The 16,692-nt window shown below is 35.8% G+C and carries 20 protein-coding genes; 1 reads left to right on the top strand and 19 read right to left on the bottom strand.

All coding sequences use genetic code 11. The features are described from left to right. Positions 1–6: 6 nt before the first annotated feature. The 11 genes from ACGHIY_RS04545 to cobU form a co-directional block, all read right to left on the bottom strand. Positions 7–387 carry an Asp23/Gls24 family envelope stress response protein gene (locus ACGHIY_RS04545; protein ID WP_004695801.1) on the bottom strand — a complete coding sequence of 127 codons (381 nt, stop codon included), beginning with the start codon at positions 385–387 and terminating at the stop codon, positions 7–9. A gap of 135 nt (positions 388–522) precedes the next feature. After that, on the bottom strand, positions 523–1,080 hold the full coding sequence (efp, locus tag ACGHIY_RS04540) for an elongation factor P (protein ID WP_004695799.1): 558 nt from the start codon (positions 1,078–1,080) through the stop codon (positions 523–525). A 15-nt stretch (positions 1,081–1,095) separates the two neighbouring features. Then, complete coding sequence (locus ACGHIY_RS04535; protein ID WP_008713897.1) at positions 1,096–2,169, bottom strand: Xaa-Pro peptidase family protein; 1,074 nt, start codon at positions 2,167–2,169, stop codon at positions 1,096–1,098. 70 nt (positions 2,170–2,239) lie between these two features. Continuing rightward, a complete protein-coding gene (locus ACGHIY_RS04530; RefSeq protein ID WP_390525752.1) occupies positions 2,240–2,938 on the bottom strand; it encodes a pseudouridine synthase in 699 nt (232 codons plus the stop codon). Then, positions 2,938–3,576 (bottom strand): alpha-ribazole phosphatase, encoded by a 639-nt coding sequence (cobC, locus tag ACGHIY_RS04525; protein WP_004697091.1) that lies wholly within the window; start codon positions 3,574–3,576, stop codon positions 2,938–2,940. Before cobC ends, ACGHIY_RS04530 begins: the two co-directional genes overlap by 1 nt. Before the next feature lie 7 nt (positions 3,577–3,583). Next, positions 3,584–4,714 (bottom strand): histidinol-phosphate transaminase, encoded by a 1,131-nt coding sequence (locus tag ACGHIY_RS04520; RefSeq protein WP_008713893.1) that lies wholly within the window; start codon positions 4,712–4,714, stop codon positions 3,584–3,586. Between the two features lie 24 nt (positions 4,715–4,738). Next, positions 4,739–5,623 carry a GHMP kinase gene (locus ACGHIY_RS04515; protein ID WP_008713891.1) on the bottom strand — a complete coding sequence of 295 codons (885 nt, stop codon included), beginning with the start codon at positions 5,621–5,623 and terminating at the stop codon, positions 4,739–4,741. Between the two features lie 73 nt (positions 5,624–5,696). Continuing rightward, positions 5,697–6,590 carry an adenosylcobinamide-GDP ribazoletransferase gene (cobS, locus tag ACGHIY_RS04510; protein ID WP_195394796.1) on the bottom strand — a complete coding sequence of 298 codons (894 nt, stop codon included), beginning with the start codon at positions 6,588–6,590 and terminating at the stop codon, positions 5,697–5,699. After that, entirely contained in the window at positions 6,590–7,582 is a 993-nt protein-coding gene (gene cbiB, locus ACGHIY_RS04505) for an adenosylcobinamide-phosphate synthase CbiB (RefSeq protein ID WP_004695785.1), read from the bottom strand. Before cbiB ends, cobS begins: the two co-directional genes overlap by 1 nt. A 12-nt stretch (positions 7,583–7,594) precedes the next feature. Further along, entirely contained in the window at positions 7,595–9,112 is a 1,518-nt protein-coding gene (locus tag ACGHIY_RS04500; RefSeq protein ID WP_004697395.1) for a cobyric acid synthase, read from the bottom strand. Further along, positions 9,105–9,683, bottom strand: coding sequence for a bifunctional adenosylcobinamide kinase/adenosylcobinamide-phosphate guanylyltransferase (cobU, locus tag ACGHIY_RS04495; RefSeq protein WP_004695782.1), 579 nt, complete (start codon positions 9,681–9,683; stop codon positions 9,105–9,107). Before cobU ends, ACGHIY_RS04500 begins: the two co-directional genes overlap by 8 nt. A gap of 63 nt (positions 9,684–9,746) precedes the next feature. Between cobU and ACGHIY_RS04490 the strand changes: the two genes are divergently transcribed. Continuing rightward, positions 9,747–10,082 (top strand): hypothetical protein, encoded by a 336-nt coding sequence (locus ACGHIY_RS04490; protein WP_004695781.1) that lies wholly within the window; start codon positions 9,747–9,749, stop codon positions 10,080–10,082. 46 nt (positions 10,083–10,128) lie between these two features. Here ACGHIY_RS04490 and ACGHIY_RS04485 read toward each other — a convergent pair whose 3' ends face one another. The 8 genes from ACGHIY_RS04485 to ACGHIY_RS04450 all read right to left on the bottom strand — a co-directional run bounded on the left by ACGHIY_RS04485 (position 10,129) and on the right by ACGHIY_RS04450 (position 16,607). After that, the gene (locus tag ACGHIY_RS04485; protein ID WP_004695779.1) at positions 10,129–10,644 is read right to left on the bottom strand and encodes a cob(I)yrinic acid a,c-diamide adenosyltransferase; all 516 of its coding nucleotides are present in this window, start codon (positions 10,642–10,644) and stop codon (positions 10,129–10,131) included. A gap of 64 nt (positions 10,645–10,708) precedes the next feature. After that, positions 10,709–11,116 (bottom strand): nucleoside-diphosphate kinase, encoded by a 408-nt coding sequence (ndk, locus tag ACGHIY_RS04480; protein ID WP_004695778.1) that lies wholly within the window; start codon positions 11,114–11,116, stop codon positions 10,709–10,711. 22 nt (positions 11,117–11,138) lie between these two features. Beyond that, entirely contained in the window at positions 11,139–12,014 is an 876-nt protein-coding gene (htpX, locus tag ACGHIY_RS04475; RefSeq protein ID WP_105086512.1) for a zinc metalloprotease HtpX, read from the bottom strand. A gap of 55 nt (positions 12,015–12,069) precedes the next feature. Beyond that, positions 12,070–12,984: a homoserine kinase gene (thrB, locus tag ACGHIY_RS04470; protein ID WP_390525751.1), complete on the bottom strand. Its 915-nt coding sequence runs from the start codon at positions 12,982–12,984 to the stop codon at positions 12,070–12,072. A 2-nt stretch (positions 12,985–12,986) separates the two neighbouring features. Next, positions 12,987–14,276, bottom strand: coding sequence for a homoserine dehydrogenase (locus ACGHIY_RS04465; protein ID WP_004695772.1), 1,290 nt, complete (start codon positions 14,274–14,276; stop codon positions 12,987–12,989). A 24-nt stretch (positions 14,277–14,300) separates the two neighbouring features. Then, complete coding sequence (locus tag ACGHIY_RS04460; RefSeq protein ID WP_004695770.1) at positions 14,301–14,750, bottom strand: ACT domain-containing protein; 450 nt, start codon at positions 14,748–14,750, stop codon at positions 14,301–14,303. A 13-nt stretch (positions 14,751–14,763) separates the two neighbouring features. Further along, positions 14,764–15,756 carry a lysylphosphatidylglycerol synthase transmembrane domain-containing protein gene (locus ACGHIY_RS04455; RefSeq protein ID WP_120054765.1) on the bottom strand — a complete coding sequence of 331 codons (993 nt, stop codon included), beginning with the start codon at positions 15,754–15,756 and terminating at the stop codon, positions 14,764–14,766. Then, entirely contained in the window at positions 15,753–16,607 is an 855-nt protein-coding gene (locus tag ACGHIY_RS04450; protein WP_120054764.1) for a ChbG/HpnK family deacetylase, read from the bottom strand. The genes ACGHIY_RS04455 and ACGHIY_RS04450 overlap by 4 nt, the downstream gene beginning before the upstream one ends. Positions 16,608–16,692: the final 85 nt, after the last annotated feature.

The following is a 16,692-nucleotide window of genomic DNA, read 5'->3' as shown; positions in this document are numbered from 1 at the left end:
TACCTCCTATGGCTGTTGAGGTGTTACTAAATCATCAAAAATAATGTCTTGTACAACTACATCAATAGTTTGAACCTCAATTTCTGTATAAGAGACTAAAGCAGTTTTAATGCGCTCTTGTAGACGTAAAACAACATCAGGAATACGATATCCATACTGAATGCACACATATAGTGTAACTGATATTGCTCCTTCATCGTTAAAGGATATCTTAACACCTTCATGATCGGATTTACGTCTAAAAAAAGTGTTAACGCCATCATTAAAGGTGGAACTCATATGATGAATTCCCTTTGTGTCAAGCGCTGTCATTGTTACAATTGTAGCATATACATCATCGTTAATCTTAATCTTACCCGACTCTAGTTCAGTATTTTTCTTGGTCATACTGGCCTCTTTCAAAAAAAGCACCTGTCCCTATATATAATTACATAGACGACAAGTGCTTACAGTGCAAATGTTACGATATATGGGGAATAAGATTCCTTGAAAAGATCTTGCCCCAATACATATCAATGAGTATTAGGCACGTTCGATGTATTGTCCTGTACGAGTATCAATACGAAGTACATCATCTACTTCAATGAAGAGAGGTACTTTTACAGTGTAGCCTGTTTCTAATACGGCTGGTTTATTACCACCAGTTGCAGTATCGCCACGGATACCAGGATCTGTTTCAACTACGCGAAGTTCAACAGCTACAGGTAAATCAATACCGATTACGATACCTTGGAAGAACATGATGGATACTTCCATATTTTCAAGAAGGAAGTTTTTAGCATCACCTAATTGTTCAAGGGTAAGTTCAACTTGATCATAAGTTTCGTTATCCATGAATGTATAAGAGCCATCAGATTCATATAAGTATTGCATACGACGACGATCAACATGTGCTTTAGGCACTTTTTCACCTGCATTAAATGTACGCTCAACTACAGAACCAGTTTGCAAGTTTTTCATTTTAGTACGTACGAATGCAGCACCTTTACCTGGTTTAACGTGTTGGAAATCAACTACTTGCCATACATTACCGTCAATTTCAACGGTTACACCTGGACGAAAATCATTACTGGAAATCATCTAACTCTTCTCCTTCTAAATACCTATTTCAATTAACTCTTTTGGACTATGTGTCAACACCTCATAGCCGTCAGATTTGACGATGACACTATCCTCTATTCTCAATCCGATAGTACCTGTTATATAAATGCCAGGTTCTACCGTAATGATCATATTTTCTGTAAATACCGTATCGGATTTAGTATTGGCTACTGGTTCTTCGTGAATCTCAAGACCTACGCCATGTCCAGTACCATGATTAAATTCCTTGGTATATCCATGTTCTTTAATATAATCACGACAAACTGCATCAAGTTCTTTACCAGTAATACCAGCCCGAACTGCAGCTACGCCACGTTTTTGTGCTTCTAAAACTATACCATACAGCTTCTTTTGTAATTCAGAGGCAGGCCCCATTACAATAGTTCTAGTCATATCAGAATGATAACCCTTATATACTGCACCAAAGTCAAAGGTAACAAAATCACCTGCTTCAATGACCTTATCACTGGCTACACCATGAGGCATACTAGAACGATTACCAGAAGCAACAATGGTTGCAAAGGAAGGTTCCTCTGATCCACGTTTTAACATTTCTGATTCTAATATAATGCGCGCTTCGTTTTCTGTCATCTCTACCTTTAGTTGTGGTAGCAAGGCAGCAAAAGCATCATCACCAATTTTAGCGGCTTTACGCAATAAGTCTAATTCGTCTTCACGCTTAACCGCACGTAGTTTTGCAAAATTGATAGATGTAAAATTAAAGCGTTCATCTAATGTATCACATAAAGTTTCATACGTATCCACAGGCATTTGTTTGCCTTCTATACCGAATAAACCTTCGTGAATATGATGTTCATTGAATATATCTACAAGAGTATCCATAACAGTTGTTTCATATTGAATAACTGTGTACCCTTCACATTGTTTTGTTGCTTGTTCAGTATATCTGAAATCAGTAATCATAAAGGCTTTATCTTGAGTAATGATAGCAAAGCCTGTAGTACCAGTAAAGCCTGCAAAATAATGTAGATTTATAGGGCTTATTAAAATGACGCCTGTTAATTCTTGCTCTTTAATATACTGTTGTAGCAGATTTAATCCATTCATAATCTTGCTCCTAGTCTATAAAGTACAATTAATCTTACCATAAAATACCTATATTGAATAGAATTTTATGCTATTTTTTAAAGCCCTCTATCTGTTCAACGGTCAATTCCATTGCAGAACCAACCTCTTCAATGCCACTTAAATCAATATGACCAATCGTAAGACGTTTCAAATATGTTACAGTACCACCTGCAGCACCAATCATGCGCTTAACTTGATGATACTTACCTTCTTCAATTGTTACATGTACTGAATGTAACGATACAAATTCAATTTCTGCCGGTTTACATTGCGTACCATCTCCAAGAAGAATTCCCTCTTTAATACGTTGTATACCTTCATCAGATAGCGTTCCTTCAAATTCTACGTAATAAACCTTAGGCACATGTTTATTACCATTGATGATAGAATGTCCCCACACACCATCATTAGTTAATAGTAAAAGTCCTTCTGTATCCTTATCTAATCTGCCTACTGGAACTACTCCCATTTTTATGAATTCTGGAGGGAGTAAATCCATAACAACAGGGTGACTAGAATCTTCTACGGCGGTAACATAGCCCTTTGGCTTATGAAATTTTACATAATATAGTTGAGTAGTACTAACAATCTTACCATCAACAGCAACTATATCAACATCAATATCAATATGAGTATCTTTTTTCGCTGTTATACTACCATTGATGGTAACCCTTCTATCTTTTATGATTTGATGGACTTCTTTTCGACTACCATAAGCTTTATTGGCTAATAATTTATCTAGTCGCATTATGCATGACCTTGTAATACATCTACGTGTGCTGTATCATTGAGCAAGTTTAAAATATTATGATCAAATTCTCCCATGCCATTATAGAATATACGATTTATTGCTGTATTACCTTGACTAAAATTCCAACAATGACTAATGGAAATATCTAATAATTTACACAATAATGTTCGTATAGTTCCACCATGACAAGCAATGAGAAGTGTTTCCTCCTCATTATTAACATTGATGAATTCCTCTAGACCTGCCCATGCACGGTCTTGTAAATTCTTAAAGCTTTCACCATTAGGAACCTTAACTAGATGTGGTCGCAAATACATTTCATCTATCAAACCAGGCCAACGATCTTCGATATCTGAAAATAACATAGCTTCCCAATCACCAAAATTAAGTTCTCGTAAGCGTTTATCTACCGTAATAGGAGTAGTACGTTCACCGCGAATGACTTCAGCTGTAACTAAAGCACGACTCAAATCACTAGATAATATGCGATCAAATTTAACATCTTTAAGAGCCTGACCACATGCCTTTGCTTGATTTAAACCATTTTCATTAAGTGGAACATCTGTGATGCCTTGGTATTTTCCCATTTTGTTCCAATCAGTTTCACCATGGCGCACAATATACAATGTTTTCATAGTCTTCCTATACTTTCAAAATATCTGTTAATTTTTCTACTAACTTAACATTAGTATCATGATCTTTTATTGCAACGCGAACCCATTGATTATTTAATCCCATATAAGAATCACAGTTGCGAACAATCATATTATATTTTTTAAGCGCTTCATTAATCGACTCTGCTGTTATTCCTTCTTGTTCAATGTGGAACAATATAAAATTAGCTGAAGGCGGATATACAGTAATACCATTTATAGTATCTAATGAGTTATACATAAAAAGTTGCTCTTCATGTAATACTTGTTTTGTTCGTTTCACATACTCTACATCATTCAAAGCCGCCTCTGTATAGGATTGAGCTAATGTGTTAACAGACCAAGTTGGAATAAAACTATTTAGTTGCTCAATGATAAGAGGATTGCTGAAAGCAGCACCAATTCGTAGCCCTGGCACGGCATAGAATTTTGTAAAAGAATGAACCACGATAATATTATCAAACTCGTTAACTAGGGAGCGCATGGAGTATTCATTATCTTGTAATGTGTCGTTACCAACAAAATCGATAAAGGACTCATCTATAACAAGTAAACTATTAGCATCTTTCAGCATGCTTGCAATAGTACGAATATGGTTCTTATCAAGTAACGTACCATCTGGATTATTGGGATTACCTAGAAATACAATAATACGACCATCTTGCCCTTTTAACTCGGCTGCAAAAGTTTCTAATGCTAAATAAGGAACCTCAAAATAAGGTTTTCCATGTTCATCTTCCCGTGGTCTATAATAAATATCGCGTACTGGAATTCTACTTGCTTCTAAAGCCGCTTTATATTCAGAAAAACCTGGTGCGGGAACAAAAGCGCCCGTATAGCCAGGTAACCGACAAATTGCATATAATAGCTCTGCCGCTCCATTGCCAACTACAATTTGATTTTTATTCATACCATAGATATCAGCAATGGCATTTAATATATCATCATTTGTAGCATCCGGATAATGTGATATATATCGCAATTGAGGTTCTAATGCAGATAAGCCACGTTGGCTAGGGCCTAGTGGATTGATATTAGCACTAAAGTCAATAACCTCATATGGTTCAATTCGTTGTTCATGGGCAAACTGAAAGATATTGCCCCCATGTATTTTAGACATACTATTCTCTTTCTATGAAATACTTTATCGTTTGATATAAGTTAATCCTTCATTCGTAGTTTCAACCGTATCTACATAGGATAATTGTGGCAACTTACGCAAAATCTCATTCTTACAATCATTAATACGACCATAATCAACGGGGAATAATAGTCCCATAATGGTTCCGCTATGAGCGATGATTGTTCCTACACTATTATAAGAATTACCTACATCGTGAAAGTCATATAAATTAGGTTTATATAAAATACGCTGATTGCCAAAGGCACTCAATGTAGCAGCTTGGCCAATAAGCTTTATATCATGCGTTGTAAGCCCCTGTTTAAACAAATCAAAGGATTCTTGTATAATAGATTCTTTTTCTAAAATTTTATTTTGTAAATCTGCTTGTTTATTAAAGCTAACTGTATCAATGCTACCGCCTTCGTCAAAAACGAGGATTTTTAAAGGTGGGCACATACCTAATGGCTTAGAGATAGTCCCTTTAATATAATCAAACTGAGTTACACCTTGATAAAAAGAGGCATCTGTAGGCTCTACAGATAGACAAATTTGCTCAAGTTCTTTTAATGATAAATCATAGTCCATGGCCAAAGCTGTAGCCATAGCTGTTACAGAAATATCTGCCGAACTTGAAGCCATGCCTTTTCCTTGTAGAATATCAGATCTTACATACACAGGCGGGCAAATTTGATTTTTATTTTTTTGTTGGACCAACTCTTGTACTAATTTACGAGCTTGTGCAGACTTTGGTTGAAGTGCACAAAATTCTTTAGAAAAAGGTTGTATTACATTACTCAATGCATAGGAGTATCGATTAATTGGACATGTCACTAAAAATGACTGACCATCAATAGAACCTTGTAGAAATTCCCCACATGTACCTGGGGCTCTTACATAATAGGTCACATTAAACTCCTTTCACATCAAATAAAGTATACGTTCTAAAAATATTAAAACTTTGAAAATCAAAAATTTAGAGTTAGAACATAGTTGGATTATTAACTACCGTAGCTGATAGTATAGATACAATTATGCTATATACCAATATCAATAATACTTCAGTTACTTCCACAACAAATCCATATGTATCACCAGTAGTGCCACCTAACGCTTTTACAATATAGCGGTTTAATAATCGGTTAATAATATACGTAATAATCATGCTAACAATATTGATTTGGAAAATACCTATAGTAGCATATACTAACACACCTAATCCTACTAAATACCCTACATCAGGTGCTGAAAAAATTGCATAAGCACCATATAAAAGTGTATATAATACTAAACCGATTAATAGTAATAGAATAGGCATAAAGAACGTAGATATGGTGTTATAAGTAATAACATGTTTAGGTGCTAAATTAGCAAATGCTGCCCCCATCCCCTGTTCTCTAGCATATGGATAGGATCGAATACTAAAAACCATAGACCAACGGCTCATTAAAGGCATCATAATGAGTGCCATAGGTATAAATTCAGCCGATGGAATCGAAGCTAATAATTGCCATTTCAAAAGTGTAACAAATACAAAAGCAACAACTCCAAAGGAGCCTATACGACTATCTTTCATGATTTCTAGTTTACGTTCTCTTTCACGGCCGGAAAACAAACCATCGCTTGTATCCATCAAACCATCAGCATGAAGGCCACCAGTTATTAAAAACTCAGCCACAACGATAATTAACATCAATGGCATAATCGGAATAAATGGCGATAATACGCCATATAATATAGCTAATATGAGACCAATAATAAGGCCCACATAAGGAAAGGCTACAACAGATTTACCAAAGTCCTCTACAGACCATTCAGTTTGATTTACAATTTTTAAACGCGTTAAAAATTGTAGTGCTATAAAAAAAGGTGTCATTATACATTCATCCCATAGGTAATGACTGTACTAATGATAACCATTAGTATAGTCGTAACATACATCATATAAATTGTTCGAGTAATATGGTTACGGTTTAGCTTTTCAATAGGATCGCCCATATATTCACGGAAGGTCATTTTTTTGAAATACTGATTGTAACCACCTAAACGGATATGTAAGGCCCCTGCCACAGGTGCTTCTGCATACCCCCCATTAGGACTAGGATGTTTTTTTGCATCACGTAAACCGATTTCTATTGCCTTTTTAGCATCAAAGCGTAAAAAGAATGCAGAAATTACAAATAATACAAAGGTAATTCGGGCAGGAATCCAATTTAATATGTCATCAAAGCGTGCAGCTACGCGACCAAAGTACAAGTACTTTTGATTCTTATAGCCTAACATAGAATCCATAGTATTAGCAGTTCTATAAAGAATAGCCCCCATAGGGCCACCGATAATAAAAAAGAAAAAAGGTGCAATAATACCATCTACCGTATTTTCCGCAATCGTTTCTACTGTAGCCCGAGTGATTTCGCTTTCATCTAAGTCTTCCGTATCTCGTCCCACAATCCATGATAAACGTTTGCGAGCATCTACAATATTACCTTGTTTTATTAACTGACTAATGGTAAAACCTGCGCCAGCCAATGAACGTGGAGAAATGGCAATGTAGAGGATCACTACTTCGAAAGCATAGTATACCCATTCGTCTACTACTCCACCTAGCCATAACAATAAAGATACTATGATATATACCGATATAAGAATTAAACCTACTGCAATACCACCGTACCACAATTTCTTCGTATCATTATCAGTGTCTTTATAAAGAACGGCTTCAAAAAAAGATATTATACGTCCAATAATGGCCACTGGATGATATTTACTATTGGGATCTCCAATAATTAAATCCAATAAAAATGCTAAAACTGGTATGCACACAAAGTTATACTTTGAAAACCAGTGAAAAATTGCTAAATGTTCCATATATCTCCTCTACTATCCCAAGGTAGACATAATATAATCCATATCTAGATGTTCCTCCACAATATCAGCTAAGCGATTATATGCCGCATTTTTATGGTCAAAATAATGGAATACTACATCTAATGGTTGTAATCCCTTGCGTTCACGTAATTGATTGATAATAAAACGTCTAAACTCGTCATTATCAAATACACCGTGAATATATGTACCCATTACTTGATGATTACCATCAATAAAACCATCAATAACATTGACAGCCTCTTCACTGCGACTTGTAATTGTAAAGCAACGAGACACCGAATCTGCTAGTGGCGTAGTATCCCCCATATGAATTTCATAGCCTACTAATTTTTCACCCCTGAAAGTACCATTTAAAAACTGTAAATTAGATACATTGAATTGTACTTGATGGGTAGTTTTTTGAGCCTTCATAGTCGTGGAGGATTCAACAAGGCCAAGTCCTTCAATTTCCTCGATATCACCTTCCATATGATGCGGATCATAAATAGTTTTACCTAACATTTGGTTACCGCCACAAACACCGATAACAGGTGTACCTTGAGCAGCCAATTTTTTGATTTCATCAGCAAAGCCTGTATCACGTAAATATGTTAAGTCAGCCAATGTATTTTTAGAACCAGGTAATATAATTAAATCTGGCGTACCGATAACATCTCCAGGGCCTACAAAACGGACAGATACATCTGGCTCATAATTAAGTGCATCAAAGTCTGTAAAATTAGAGATTTTAGGTGTTTGCATAACTACGACCTGAATATCTTTAGTACCACTATTGCGTTTGTTCTCTAATGCAACAGAATCTTCTTCATCAATATCGAGGTTCTCAATGGCAGGAATAACACCTACCACTTTTTTACCTGTTTTTTCTTCAATAAATGTAAGAGCTGGTTCTAATAGTTTGATATCACCACGGAATTTATTGATAACGATACCTTTAATAAGATCGCGTTCTTCTGGTTCTAATAATTCTAAGGTACCAACAATGGACGCAATAGCACCACCTCGGTCAATATCTGCAATGAGAAAAACTGGAGCTTGAGTCATCTTGGCAATACGCATATTTACAATATCATTTGCTTTTAAGTTAACTTCTGCAGGACTACCGGCACCTTCGATAACCATCATATCAAAATTTGAGTCTAAGAAATCAATAGATTCTTTAACCTTATCTAAAGCGGTTAGTGAATATTTTGTATGATATTCTTTGGCACTATATACGCCAACAGGTTTCCCCATCAATACAACTTGAGACGATTGATTTCCTGTAGGTTTTAATAACACAGGATTCATTTGAACAATTGGATCAATACCAGCGGCTTCGGCTTGAGCGACTTGAGCACGGCCAATTTCATCGCCCCATTTTGTCACATAAGAATTGAGGGCCATATTTTGTGCTTTAAAAGGAACGGTCTTAAAACCTTTTCTATAAAAAATACGGCATAATGCAGTACAAAGAATACTTTTACCTACATTAGAACTCGTTCCTTGAAACATGATTTTCTTAGCCATTTATATGAACCTCCTGTGATTTCAATTCAATGGTAACACCACTAATTGTTAAATAGAGTTTATCTGCAACAGAAGCTACTGCTCGATTCACACGACCAGCAATATCTCTAAAATATCTAGCCAGTTTATTATCCGGCACAATACCTAACCCAATTTCATTGGTCACAAATATAACTGTTTTACCTTCACATGATTGTATCGAGTCTAATAAAGTGTCTAATTCTGAAAGTATTGTCTGTTCTAATCTATTAGCATCTTCTTGACCACGAATGGAGCCATAAGCCATCATGTGATTGGTAGTGAACATGGTTAAACAATCTATAAGAATTACATCTGCTGATTGACTGATATTTTCCCATTCATCAGCTAAATGTAAAGGTACTTCAAAATTATTCCATATTTTTCCTCGTCGCTCTTGATGTTTTTTGATGCGATCCACCATTTCCTCATCAAAAGCTTGGCCCGTAGCTACATAAGCTTTTGGCCCCTTTGTAGCCAATGCTAAACGTTCAGCAAATTCACTTTTTCCACTGCGTGCCCCACCGGAACACAATATAATTTGTGATTTCATAATGCACCTATACAAGAATTTATAATTTCAGTATCATTATAAGTATAACAAAGGAGCGATACTATGGAAATTATGAATATGAAACTAAAAATGATGGCTACGCTATGGGATAATACATATCGTGTTGCCATCGATGACGGACAAGGTAAATATATTGGTACTGCACGAGTAGTAGTGAATGTTCCTCTACCACCAGAAGCTTTACCTGAAAACGCACCGCAAGTTGAAGCACAACTATTAGTATTAGTTGAAGACTTTGATTTCGGCGCTGATAAAATTATAAACTTTGAAACAACATTAGCCAATTTATTAAGAGAAAAATTCCGTTATGAAATTCCTCATATCTTCTTTTACTATCCTAGCCCTCAAGATGTTTTAAACCAAACAATTTCACAATAGGTCTATAACGAGCAAAAAGCTATGTAAAATACATAGCTTTTTTTGTTTATTCAGCCCCAAGTTCTTCCTCTACACGACACAAGATAAAGCAAAGGTCGGATAGACGATTTAAGTATTTTAAATTAGATTCGTGAACACTTTCACCAGCGTCTAATACTCGCCATAAAGCGCGTTCCGCACGTCGAGTAATCGTTCTAGCTACATGTAAATAAGCAGAAGATTGTTTTTCACCGGGAATGACAAAACTAGATAAAGGTTCTAACTTTGCATCAAAGCGATCAATAACTTTTTCTAAATGCTTTACATATTGCTCAGTAATTACCGGAGCAGTATTTAAACTTGCAATATCGGCCATTAATGTCCATAAGTTTCGCTCAATATCGTATAATTCAGCAGCAACACGTGGATTTTCAGCATAAGCGCGAGCCAATCCTAAAAAAGCTTGTAATTCATCGATTGTACCATAAGCTTCTACGCGTAAAGATGATTTCTGTACACGTTCTCCCGTGTATAAACCAGTTGTACCAGCATCACCTGTTTTTGTATAAACACTACTTGCCATATGATTACCTCCTATAGATATACATGGATGTAGAAATAAAAGCTAAATAATACCAACCTTGAGATTATTTGTATTCAGGGAACCAAAGATGAATTTCACGAGCAGCAGCTTCTGGAGAATCAGAAGCATGTACTACGTTAGCATCCATTGTTAGGGCATAGTCACCACGAATACTACCAGGGGCAGCATCTACAGGATTTGTTGCTCCGTTTAAAGCACGTACGGATACAATTGCGTTCTCACCAGCTAACACAAAAGCAAGAACTGGGCCTGATGTAATAAAATCAACTAATTCACCAAAGAATGGCTTTTCCTTATGTTCTGCATAGTGTTCTTCCGCTAATTCACGAGGTACTTGTAAAAGTTTTAATGCTTTAATAACAAGGCCTTTACGTTCATAACGGCTAAGGATTTCACCACTTAATTGACGTTTAACTGCATCTGGTTTAATTAAAACTAATGTTTCTTGCATGATACCCTCCAGTAGATACTAATTATAATATTGCCTTTTCTTTATACTTTGGATTCATAGCTTGTTTCTTTAACTTTTGAATACGTTCTTCCGTGCGAGGATGTGTACTAAAAAGATTGCTCAAGCTTTCACCAATTCCCATCATAGGGTTAATAATAAACATATGGGCTGTAGCATTACTTGCATTAGGCAATGCACCATGTTTAGAGTAGTAGTCAATTTTTGCAAGTGCAGAAGCCAGTGCTAATGGGTTGCGACACATATCTCCGCCTCCCTCATCAGCTAAAAACTCACGAGTACGGGAAATACTCATCTGAATAAGACCAGCTGCGATAGGTGCAATAATGATCGTACCAAGAAGCGCCAAAGGGTTAGTGCCTTCTCGATCATCAGAGCGCCCAAATATGGCAGTGAATTGAAGTATATTGGCTATCATAGAAATAGCACCAGCCATCATAGCTGCAATTGTACTAATCAATGTATCTCGATTCTTAACATGTGTTAATTCATGTGCAAGCACACCTTCTAATTCTTCATCAGTTAATAGACGTTGGATACCTTCTGTAACAGCAACTGCTGCATGACTAGGATTTCTACCTGTTGCAAATGCATTCGGTACTTCACTGGGAATGATATAAACCCTTGGCATTGGTAAATTACCATTTTTAGTCAATTTCTCTACCATTGCATATAGTTTTGGATTAGACTGTGCAGTAACAGGTTGAGCATTGTATTGGGCTAAAACGATTTTATCGCTGTACCAATAAGACATAAAATTCATACCCATGGATATGACAAACATCATAATCATACCGCTTCTGCCGCCAATCATATCACCAATAACCACTAAAATGGCCGTTAGCGTAGCTAACAAAAGTGTTGTTTTTATATTGTTCATAGTTTCCTCCAATTATTGTTATGGACTATGCCTAACACTATAATTATACCATAAACTATATAATTAACGCTCCAGTTGTATCAGCTTCTAAGCAATATATTTTATTTTCAATCTCATTTGCTGTGAATACAGCCCCCATAGCCTTTGCTACCTCTTGTACATGAGCTTTATCAACATATGCAATTAGAGTAGAACCCGATCCACTGATAGTTGCACCGTAAGCTCCAGCAACTTTTGCGGCTTCAAAAACTTCATCACAATGAGGAATCAATGTCTTACGATAAGGTACATGCAAGTTGTCATCTAAGGCAACAGATAAATTACTTAATTGATGCGTAATTAAGCTTGTTACAAATAATGAAGCATGACTTACATTTTGTACAGCTTCTTTGAATGGAATATGATTTGGTAGCACAGAACGAGCATACTCAGTAGATACCATGACTTCTGGTACTACAACAGCAAAATGTAGCTCCGGAGGAATAGAAATGACCGTGTTTAGTACCTTATTTTTTAAACCTGTAGCACAACATAAATTTCCGTAAATAGCTGGCGCTACATTATCTGGATGACCTTCCATACGATTTGCTATAACCAGTAACTCTTCTTTTGAAAGTGGATGCTTTACTAATGCGTTCGCCAGTAAAAGTCCCCCTACTATAGCCGTACTACTACTACCTAGTCCACGAGAGGGAGGAATCAAGGTTTCAGAAGTTATATGACCATATCGAATTGGTTCTTGAGCAGTAGCAAAAACTTGATCCATAGCGAAACCAATTAGATTCTTTTTAGGATCTTCAGCGCGTAAAATATCTGCACCAAAACCTTCAAAACTATATGTATATTCTGTAGCATTTTCATCTGGTGTAAAGCTGAATATATTATAAAGATTTAGTGCTAATCCTAAGCAATCAAAACCTGGGCCACAGTTTGCACTAGTGGCAGGTACTTGTACACGAACAGTATTCATAATTAAGCTTCCATAATACGAATAACACTATTAACAGCCTTAACGGAGCGCAAGCTATTAAAAGAGTCTATAAGATTTAAAATATAAGATCTTGGGCATTTAGATGTAACAATGGCAAGAACTGCAGTTTCTGGATCCATATTTCGTTGAACGATGGATAAAACAGAAATTTTTTGTTCTGCTAATTTTGCAGAGATTTTTGCTAGAACACCTGTTTTATTATCCACTGCTAAACGCAAGTAGTAGCTAGATTGGATTTTACCTGGAGAATAAATATCTTTTTGATCATAATAGAACGGTTTCAAGCGCCCTGTTTCATTATAAGAGACATTCTTTGCCACTTCCATTATGTCAGATACTACAGAACTACCTGTCGGTAAGCTACCTGCACCACGACCATATAGCATGACATCATCGATACCATTGCCCTTAACATAAATTGCATTGTAGGATCCTCGAACAGATGCTAATGGATGTGTCGTAGGAATAAATGCAGGATATACATTTAAAGATAATCCTTGAGCAGTTTCTTTAGCAATACCTAATAATTTAATATTGTAACCAAACTCTTTCCCAAATTTTATATCTTCAGTATCAATACAAGTAATACCTTCTACAGTTACATCTTCAAAGAAAATACGACGGTTAAAGCTAATAGATGCAAGGATTGCCAATTTACGAGCTGCATCAAGGCCTTCTACATCAGCTGTAGGATCTGCCTCTGCATATCCTAAATCTTGTGCTTCTTTTAATACATCTTGGTAGCTTAAACCTTCTTCAGACATTTTAGTCAAAATAAAGTTTGTAGTACCATTCATAATACCAATGATTTCAGTAATACGATTACCGGCTAACGATTCATATAATGTGCGGATTATAGGAATACCACCTAGAACAGATGCTTCAAAACGTAGATCTACCCCATTTTTACTCGCTAAGTCTAATAAGTATGGACCAGCTTCTGCTAATAAGTCTTTATTGGCAGTTACCACATTCTTCTTAGCTTTTAAAGCTCCTTCTACGCAATCCTTAGCAAAGCTTGTACCACCCATCAATTCCACTACCATTTGGATGGAATCGTCTTTTAACACTTCATCAATATCAGTTACATATTTAGCTGTTTCTGGTAATGTAATATGACTATATTTTTCTGGATTTCGTACATAAATTTTTGAAATTTCAACATTGACACCTGTACGATTTTTAATTAATTCAGCATTGTCTTGCAATAAGTTAAAAGTACCTTGTGCAACAGTACCAAAACCTAATAAAGCAATTTTTATAGTGGTCATAATCGTCCTACTCTCTTAATTAGCCTATGCTTGGCCTAAAATTTCTACCTTGATAATACCCTTCATAGAGCGAATATCTAGCAATAAATCTTCTAATGAACCTTGTAAATCCTTGGTTTCAAAAGAAATGCTACTATTCGCAATGCCTTGTAATGGAATATCTTGATTAATCGTTAAAATACTACCGTTACGTTCAGCAATGGCTTTCAAAACGCTTGATAACATACCAGATTCATTTGACATAGAAACATAAATACTAACAATTTTTCCTTGAGCAATTTCAAAAAATGGAAAAACATAATCCTTGTATTTATAATACGCAGATCGACTTAAATCCATTTTTTCAACTGCTTCGTTAATTGTTTTAACCTCACCTAGTTTTAGAATTTCTTTTACTTTTATCGTCTTTTTTATAGCCTCTGGTAAAATATCTTCTTGAACCAGATAAAATTTATCTTTTTTTGGTTTAGACATAGAGCACACTCCCTTATTGTTCTCTTGAAGTTTCTTGGGCAACGAATTGTCGTCCATATAATGTTAATACTGCATACATACCGATGAAGAATGGCATATACTCAGCCACAACACGCCATCCTACAGCGATGATTCCCACTGTTCCATTAGGTACAAAGGCACTAAATAATACTACAAATAGACCTTCTGCAATGCCTGTTCCCCCTGGGGTTGGTGCAAAATACAAAATAAGATTTAATAAAATCATGCGATCTAAAATATCGATAATAGGAATATCTGGTGTGAAAGCATACATTAAGGCGGGTGCAATACAATATAAGCATAATAAACTCAAACCAGATTCAATAAAAACTATTAAAGATTGGACAGGTTGTTTATAAAGTAAACCAAGACCTTGATTTAGTGTTTCTAATTTAGAAAGCCAATCTTTAGTGTTATGTGCTTTAAATCGTTGTGCTAGATTATAGACAAATTGACGCATATACTTAGTCTGTAATATATAAGTTCCCACTAAGGTCGCTATAACAGCAAGCACGGCAAAAATCAAAAGCATATCACGAGAGATATATGGAATTTCAATAGCATCTCGTAAGAATACTAATGGCAGCATAATGACCAAAAACATAATGGAAAATACGGTACGTATTAATACAATCGGTGTACCTTTAGATATAGGTACGCCATAACTTCTCAACACCAGTACTTGCGCGACAGCACCACCGCTAGCTCCAGGTGTCAACATAGCCATAAAATAATTACTAAAAATAACTCGTAGCACTGCTCGTATCGATAACTTGTAACCACCAATTTTTACGAGCCTTTGAAGTCGTAATCCATCAAAATACATACCTGCTACTAAAGCAACTAAAGCTAATAATAAGGAAATACTATTAAAAGATGATATGGCTTTCAATGCATCTAAATCAATAGTATAGTAAATAATACCAATTGATACAGCCAATAACAAGAGAAACATAAAGATGCCTCTCTTCATCATTTTACTCATACCAAGTCTCCATAATTAATGAGCTCTATATCATGTTGACTTATATATAATCGCGTATGACTGGAACAGAGTGCATGCAACTCATCTTCCCAATGATAACCCCAATTATAAAGCTTACTAAGAATACTACTATTACTACCTGGGTGAACCATCAATTCATGTGTACCAGAATGTTTATTTACCGCTTTTAGGATACCCATTAGAGATTTCTGATTTATATGACCTCCATTTACCATGCCCCAAAAATATTGGGTTGTAGTCATACAATTATTTCGTATGATTGGTCGCGCATTAGCCGCAACCGTTGATAAACCAACTTTACCAAGAAATCGAATTGGGGAATACATATAATTCATAAAACCAGTAGACTCATCGGGTATACGTATAGCATGTATACCAAAGGATTTTGCCTGTTCAATCACAATTGGCAATACCGTTGGTAACACATGCAAATGTTGATGTCCATCAATATGAGTTACCCTTAAGCCGGTATCCATTATTTGAGCTATTTGTGCATGAATCTCTTTACGTAATTCACTATAATTGATTTTGCCAGAGTAAATACGTTTAATAAATTCTACATAGTTCTCTGGAAATACACCTTCTGGTGTGAGAAGTGATGAAACTTCTGATGGATCACATACTGGTTTGACCCCACCCACCAAGGTAATATGAATACCAATGCCCAACTTAGGGTTTTGTTTTGCCATACTTACGGCTTCTGTAAAAGCTTCTCCTCCTGCCATTAAAGAGGTACTGGTAATAATACCTCTACGGTGACCATCAATAATACCAGCATTAACTGCACTATGAAGGCCAAAATCGTCTGCATTTACAATTAATTTGGACATAGTTATCTTCCTTTTCATGAAAAAAAGGGAGAACTTTGTTCTCCCACAAAGGATATATGTTATTTTACCAAATACACAACTAAAA

It is taken from the genome of Veillonella parvula (genome assembly GCF_042850485.1).
Classification (GTDB): domain Bacteria; phylum Bacillota; class Negativicutes; order Veillonellales; family Veillonellaceae; genus Veillonella; species Veillonella parvula_Q.
Note: the sequence above shows the minus strand (reverse complement) of the source record. Positions and strands in the feature narration are given on the sequence as shown.

What these genes read in the sequence shown, in the direction of transcription:
- ACGHIY_RS04545 (WP_004695801.1), bottom strand. Translation starts at nt 387, where the DNA reads ATGACCAAGAAAAATACTGAACTAGAGTCGGGTAAGATTAAGATTAAC.
- efp (WP_004695799.1), bottom strand. Translation starts at nt 1,080, where the DNA reads ATGATTTCCAGTAATGATTTTCGTCCAGGTGTAACCGTTGAAATTGAC.
- ACGHIY_RS04535 (WP_008713897.1), bottom strand. Translation starts at nt 2,169, where the DNA reads ATGAATGGATTAAATCTGCTACAACAGTATATTAAAGAGCAAGAATTA.
- ACGHIY_RS04530 (WP_390525752.1), bottom strand. Translation starts at nt 2,938, where the DNA reads ATGCGACTAGATAAATTATTAGCCAATAAAGCTTATGGTAGTCGAAAA.
- cobC (WP_004697091.1), bottom strand. Translation starts at nt 3,576, where the DNA reads ATGAAAACATTGTATATTGTGCGCCATGGTGAAACTGATTGGAACAAA.
- ACGHIY_RS04520 (WP_008713893.1), bottom strand. Translation starts at nt 4,714, where the DNA reads ATGTCTAAAATACATGGGGGCAATATCTTTCAGTTTGCCCATGAACAA.
- cobS (WP_195394796.1), bottom strand. Translation starts at nt 6,590, where the DNA reads ATGACACCTTTTTTTATAGCACTACAATTTTTAACGCGTTTAAAAATT.
- cbiB (WP_004695785.1), bottom strand. Translation starts at nt 7,582, where the DNA reads ATGGAACATTTAGCAATTTTTCACTGGTTTTCAAAGTATAACTTTGTG.
- ACGHIY_RS04500 (WP_004697395.1), bottom strand. Translation starts at nt 9,112, where the DNA reads ATGGCTAAGAAAATCATGTTTCAAGGAACGAGTTCTAATGTAGGTAAA.
- cobU (WP_004695782.1), bottom strand. Translation starts at nt 9,683, where the DNA reads ATGAAATCACAAATTATATTGTGTTCCGGTGGGGCACGCAGTGGAAAA.
- ACGHIY_RS04490 (WP_004695781.1), top strand. Translation starts at nt 9,747, where the DNA reads ATGGAAATTATGAATATGAAACTAAAAATGATGGCTACGCTATGGGAT.
- ACGHIY_RS04485 (WP_004695779.1), bottom strand. Translation starts at nt 10,644, where the DNA reads ATGGCAAGTAGTGTTTATACAAAAACAGGTGATGCTGGTACAACTGGT.
- ndk (WP_004695778.1), bottom strand. Translation starts at nt 11,116, where the DNA reads ATGCAAGAAACATTAGTTTTAATTAAACCAGATGCAGTTAAACGTCAA.
- htpX (WP_105086512.1), bottom strand. Translation starts at nt 12,014, where the DNA reads ATGAACAATATAAAAACAACACTTTTGTTAGCTACGCTAACGGCCATT.
- thrB (WP_390525751.1), bottom strand. Translation starts at nt 12,984, where the DNA reads ATGAATACTGTTCGTGTACAAGTACCTGCCACTAGTGCAAACTGTGGC.
- ACGHIY_RS04465 (WP_004695772.1), bottom strand. Translation starts at nt 14,276, where the DNA reads ATGACCACTATAAAAATTGCTTTATTAGGTTTTGGTACTGTTGCACAA.
- ACGHIY_RS04460 (WP_004695770.1), bottom strand. Translation starts at nt 14,750, where the DNA reads ATGTCTAAACCAAAAAAAGATAAATTTTATCTGGTTCAAGAAGATATT.
- ACGHIY_RS04455 (WP_120054765.1), bottom strand. Translation starts at nt 15,756, where the DNA reads ATGAGTAAAATGATGAAGAGAGGCATCTTTATGTTTCTCTTGTTATTG.
- ACGHIY_RS04450 (WP_120054764.1), bottom strand. Translation starts at nt 16,607, where the DNA reads ATGTCCAAATTAATTGTAAATGCAGACGATTTTGGCCTTCATAGTGCA.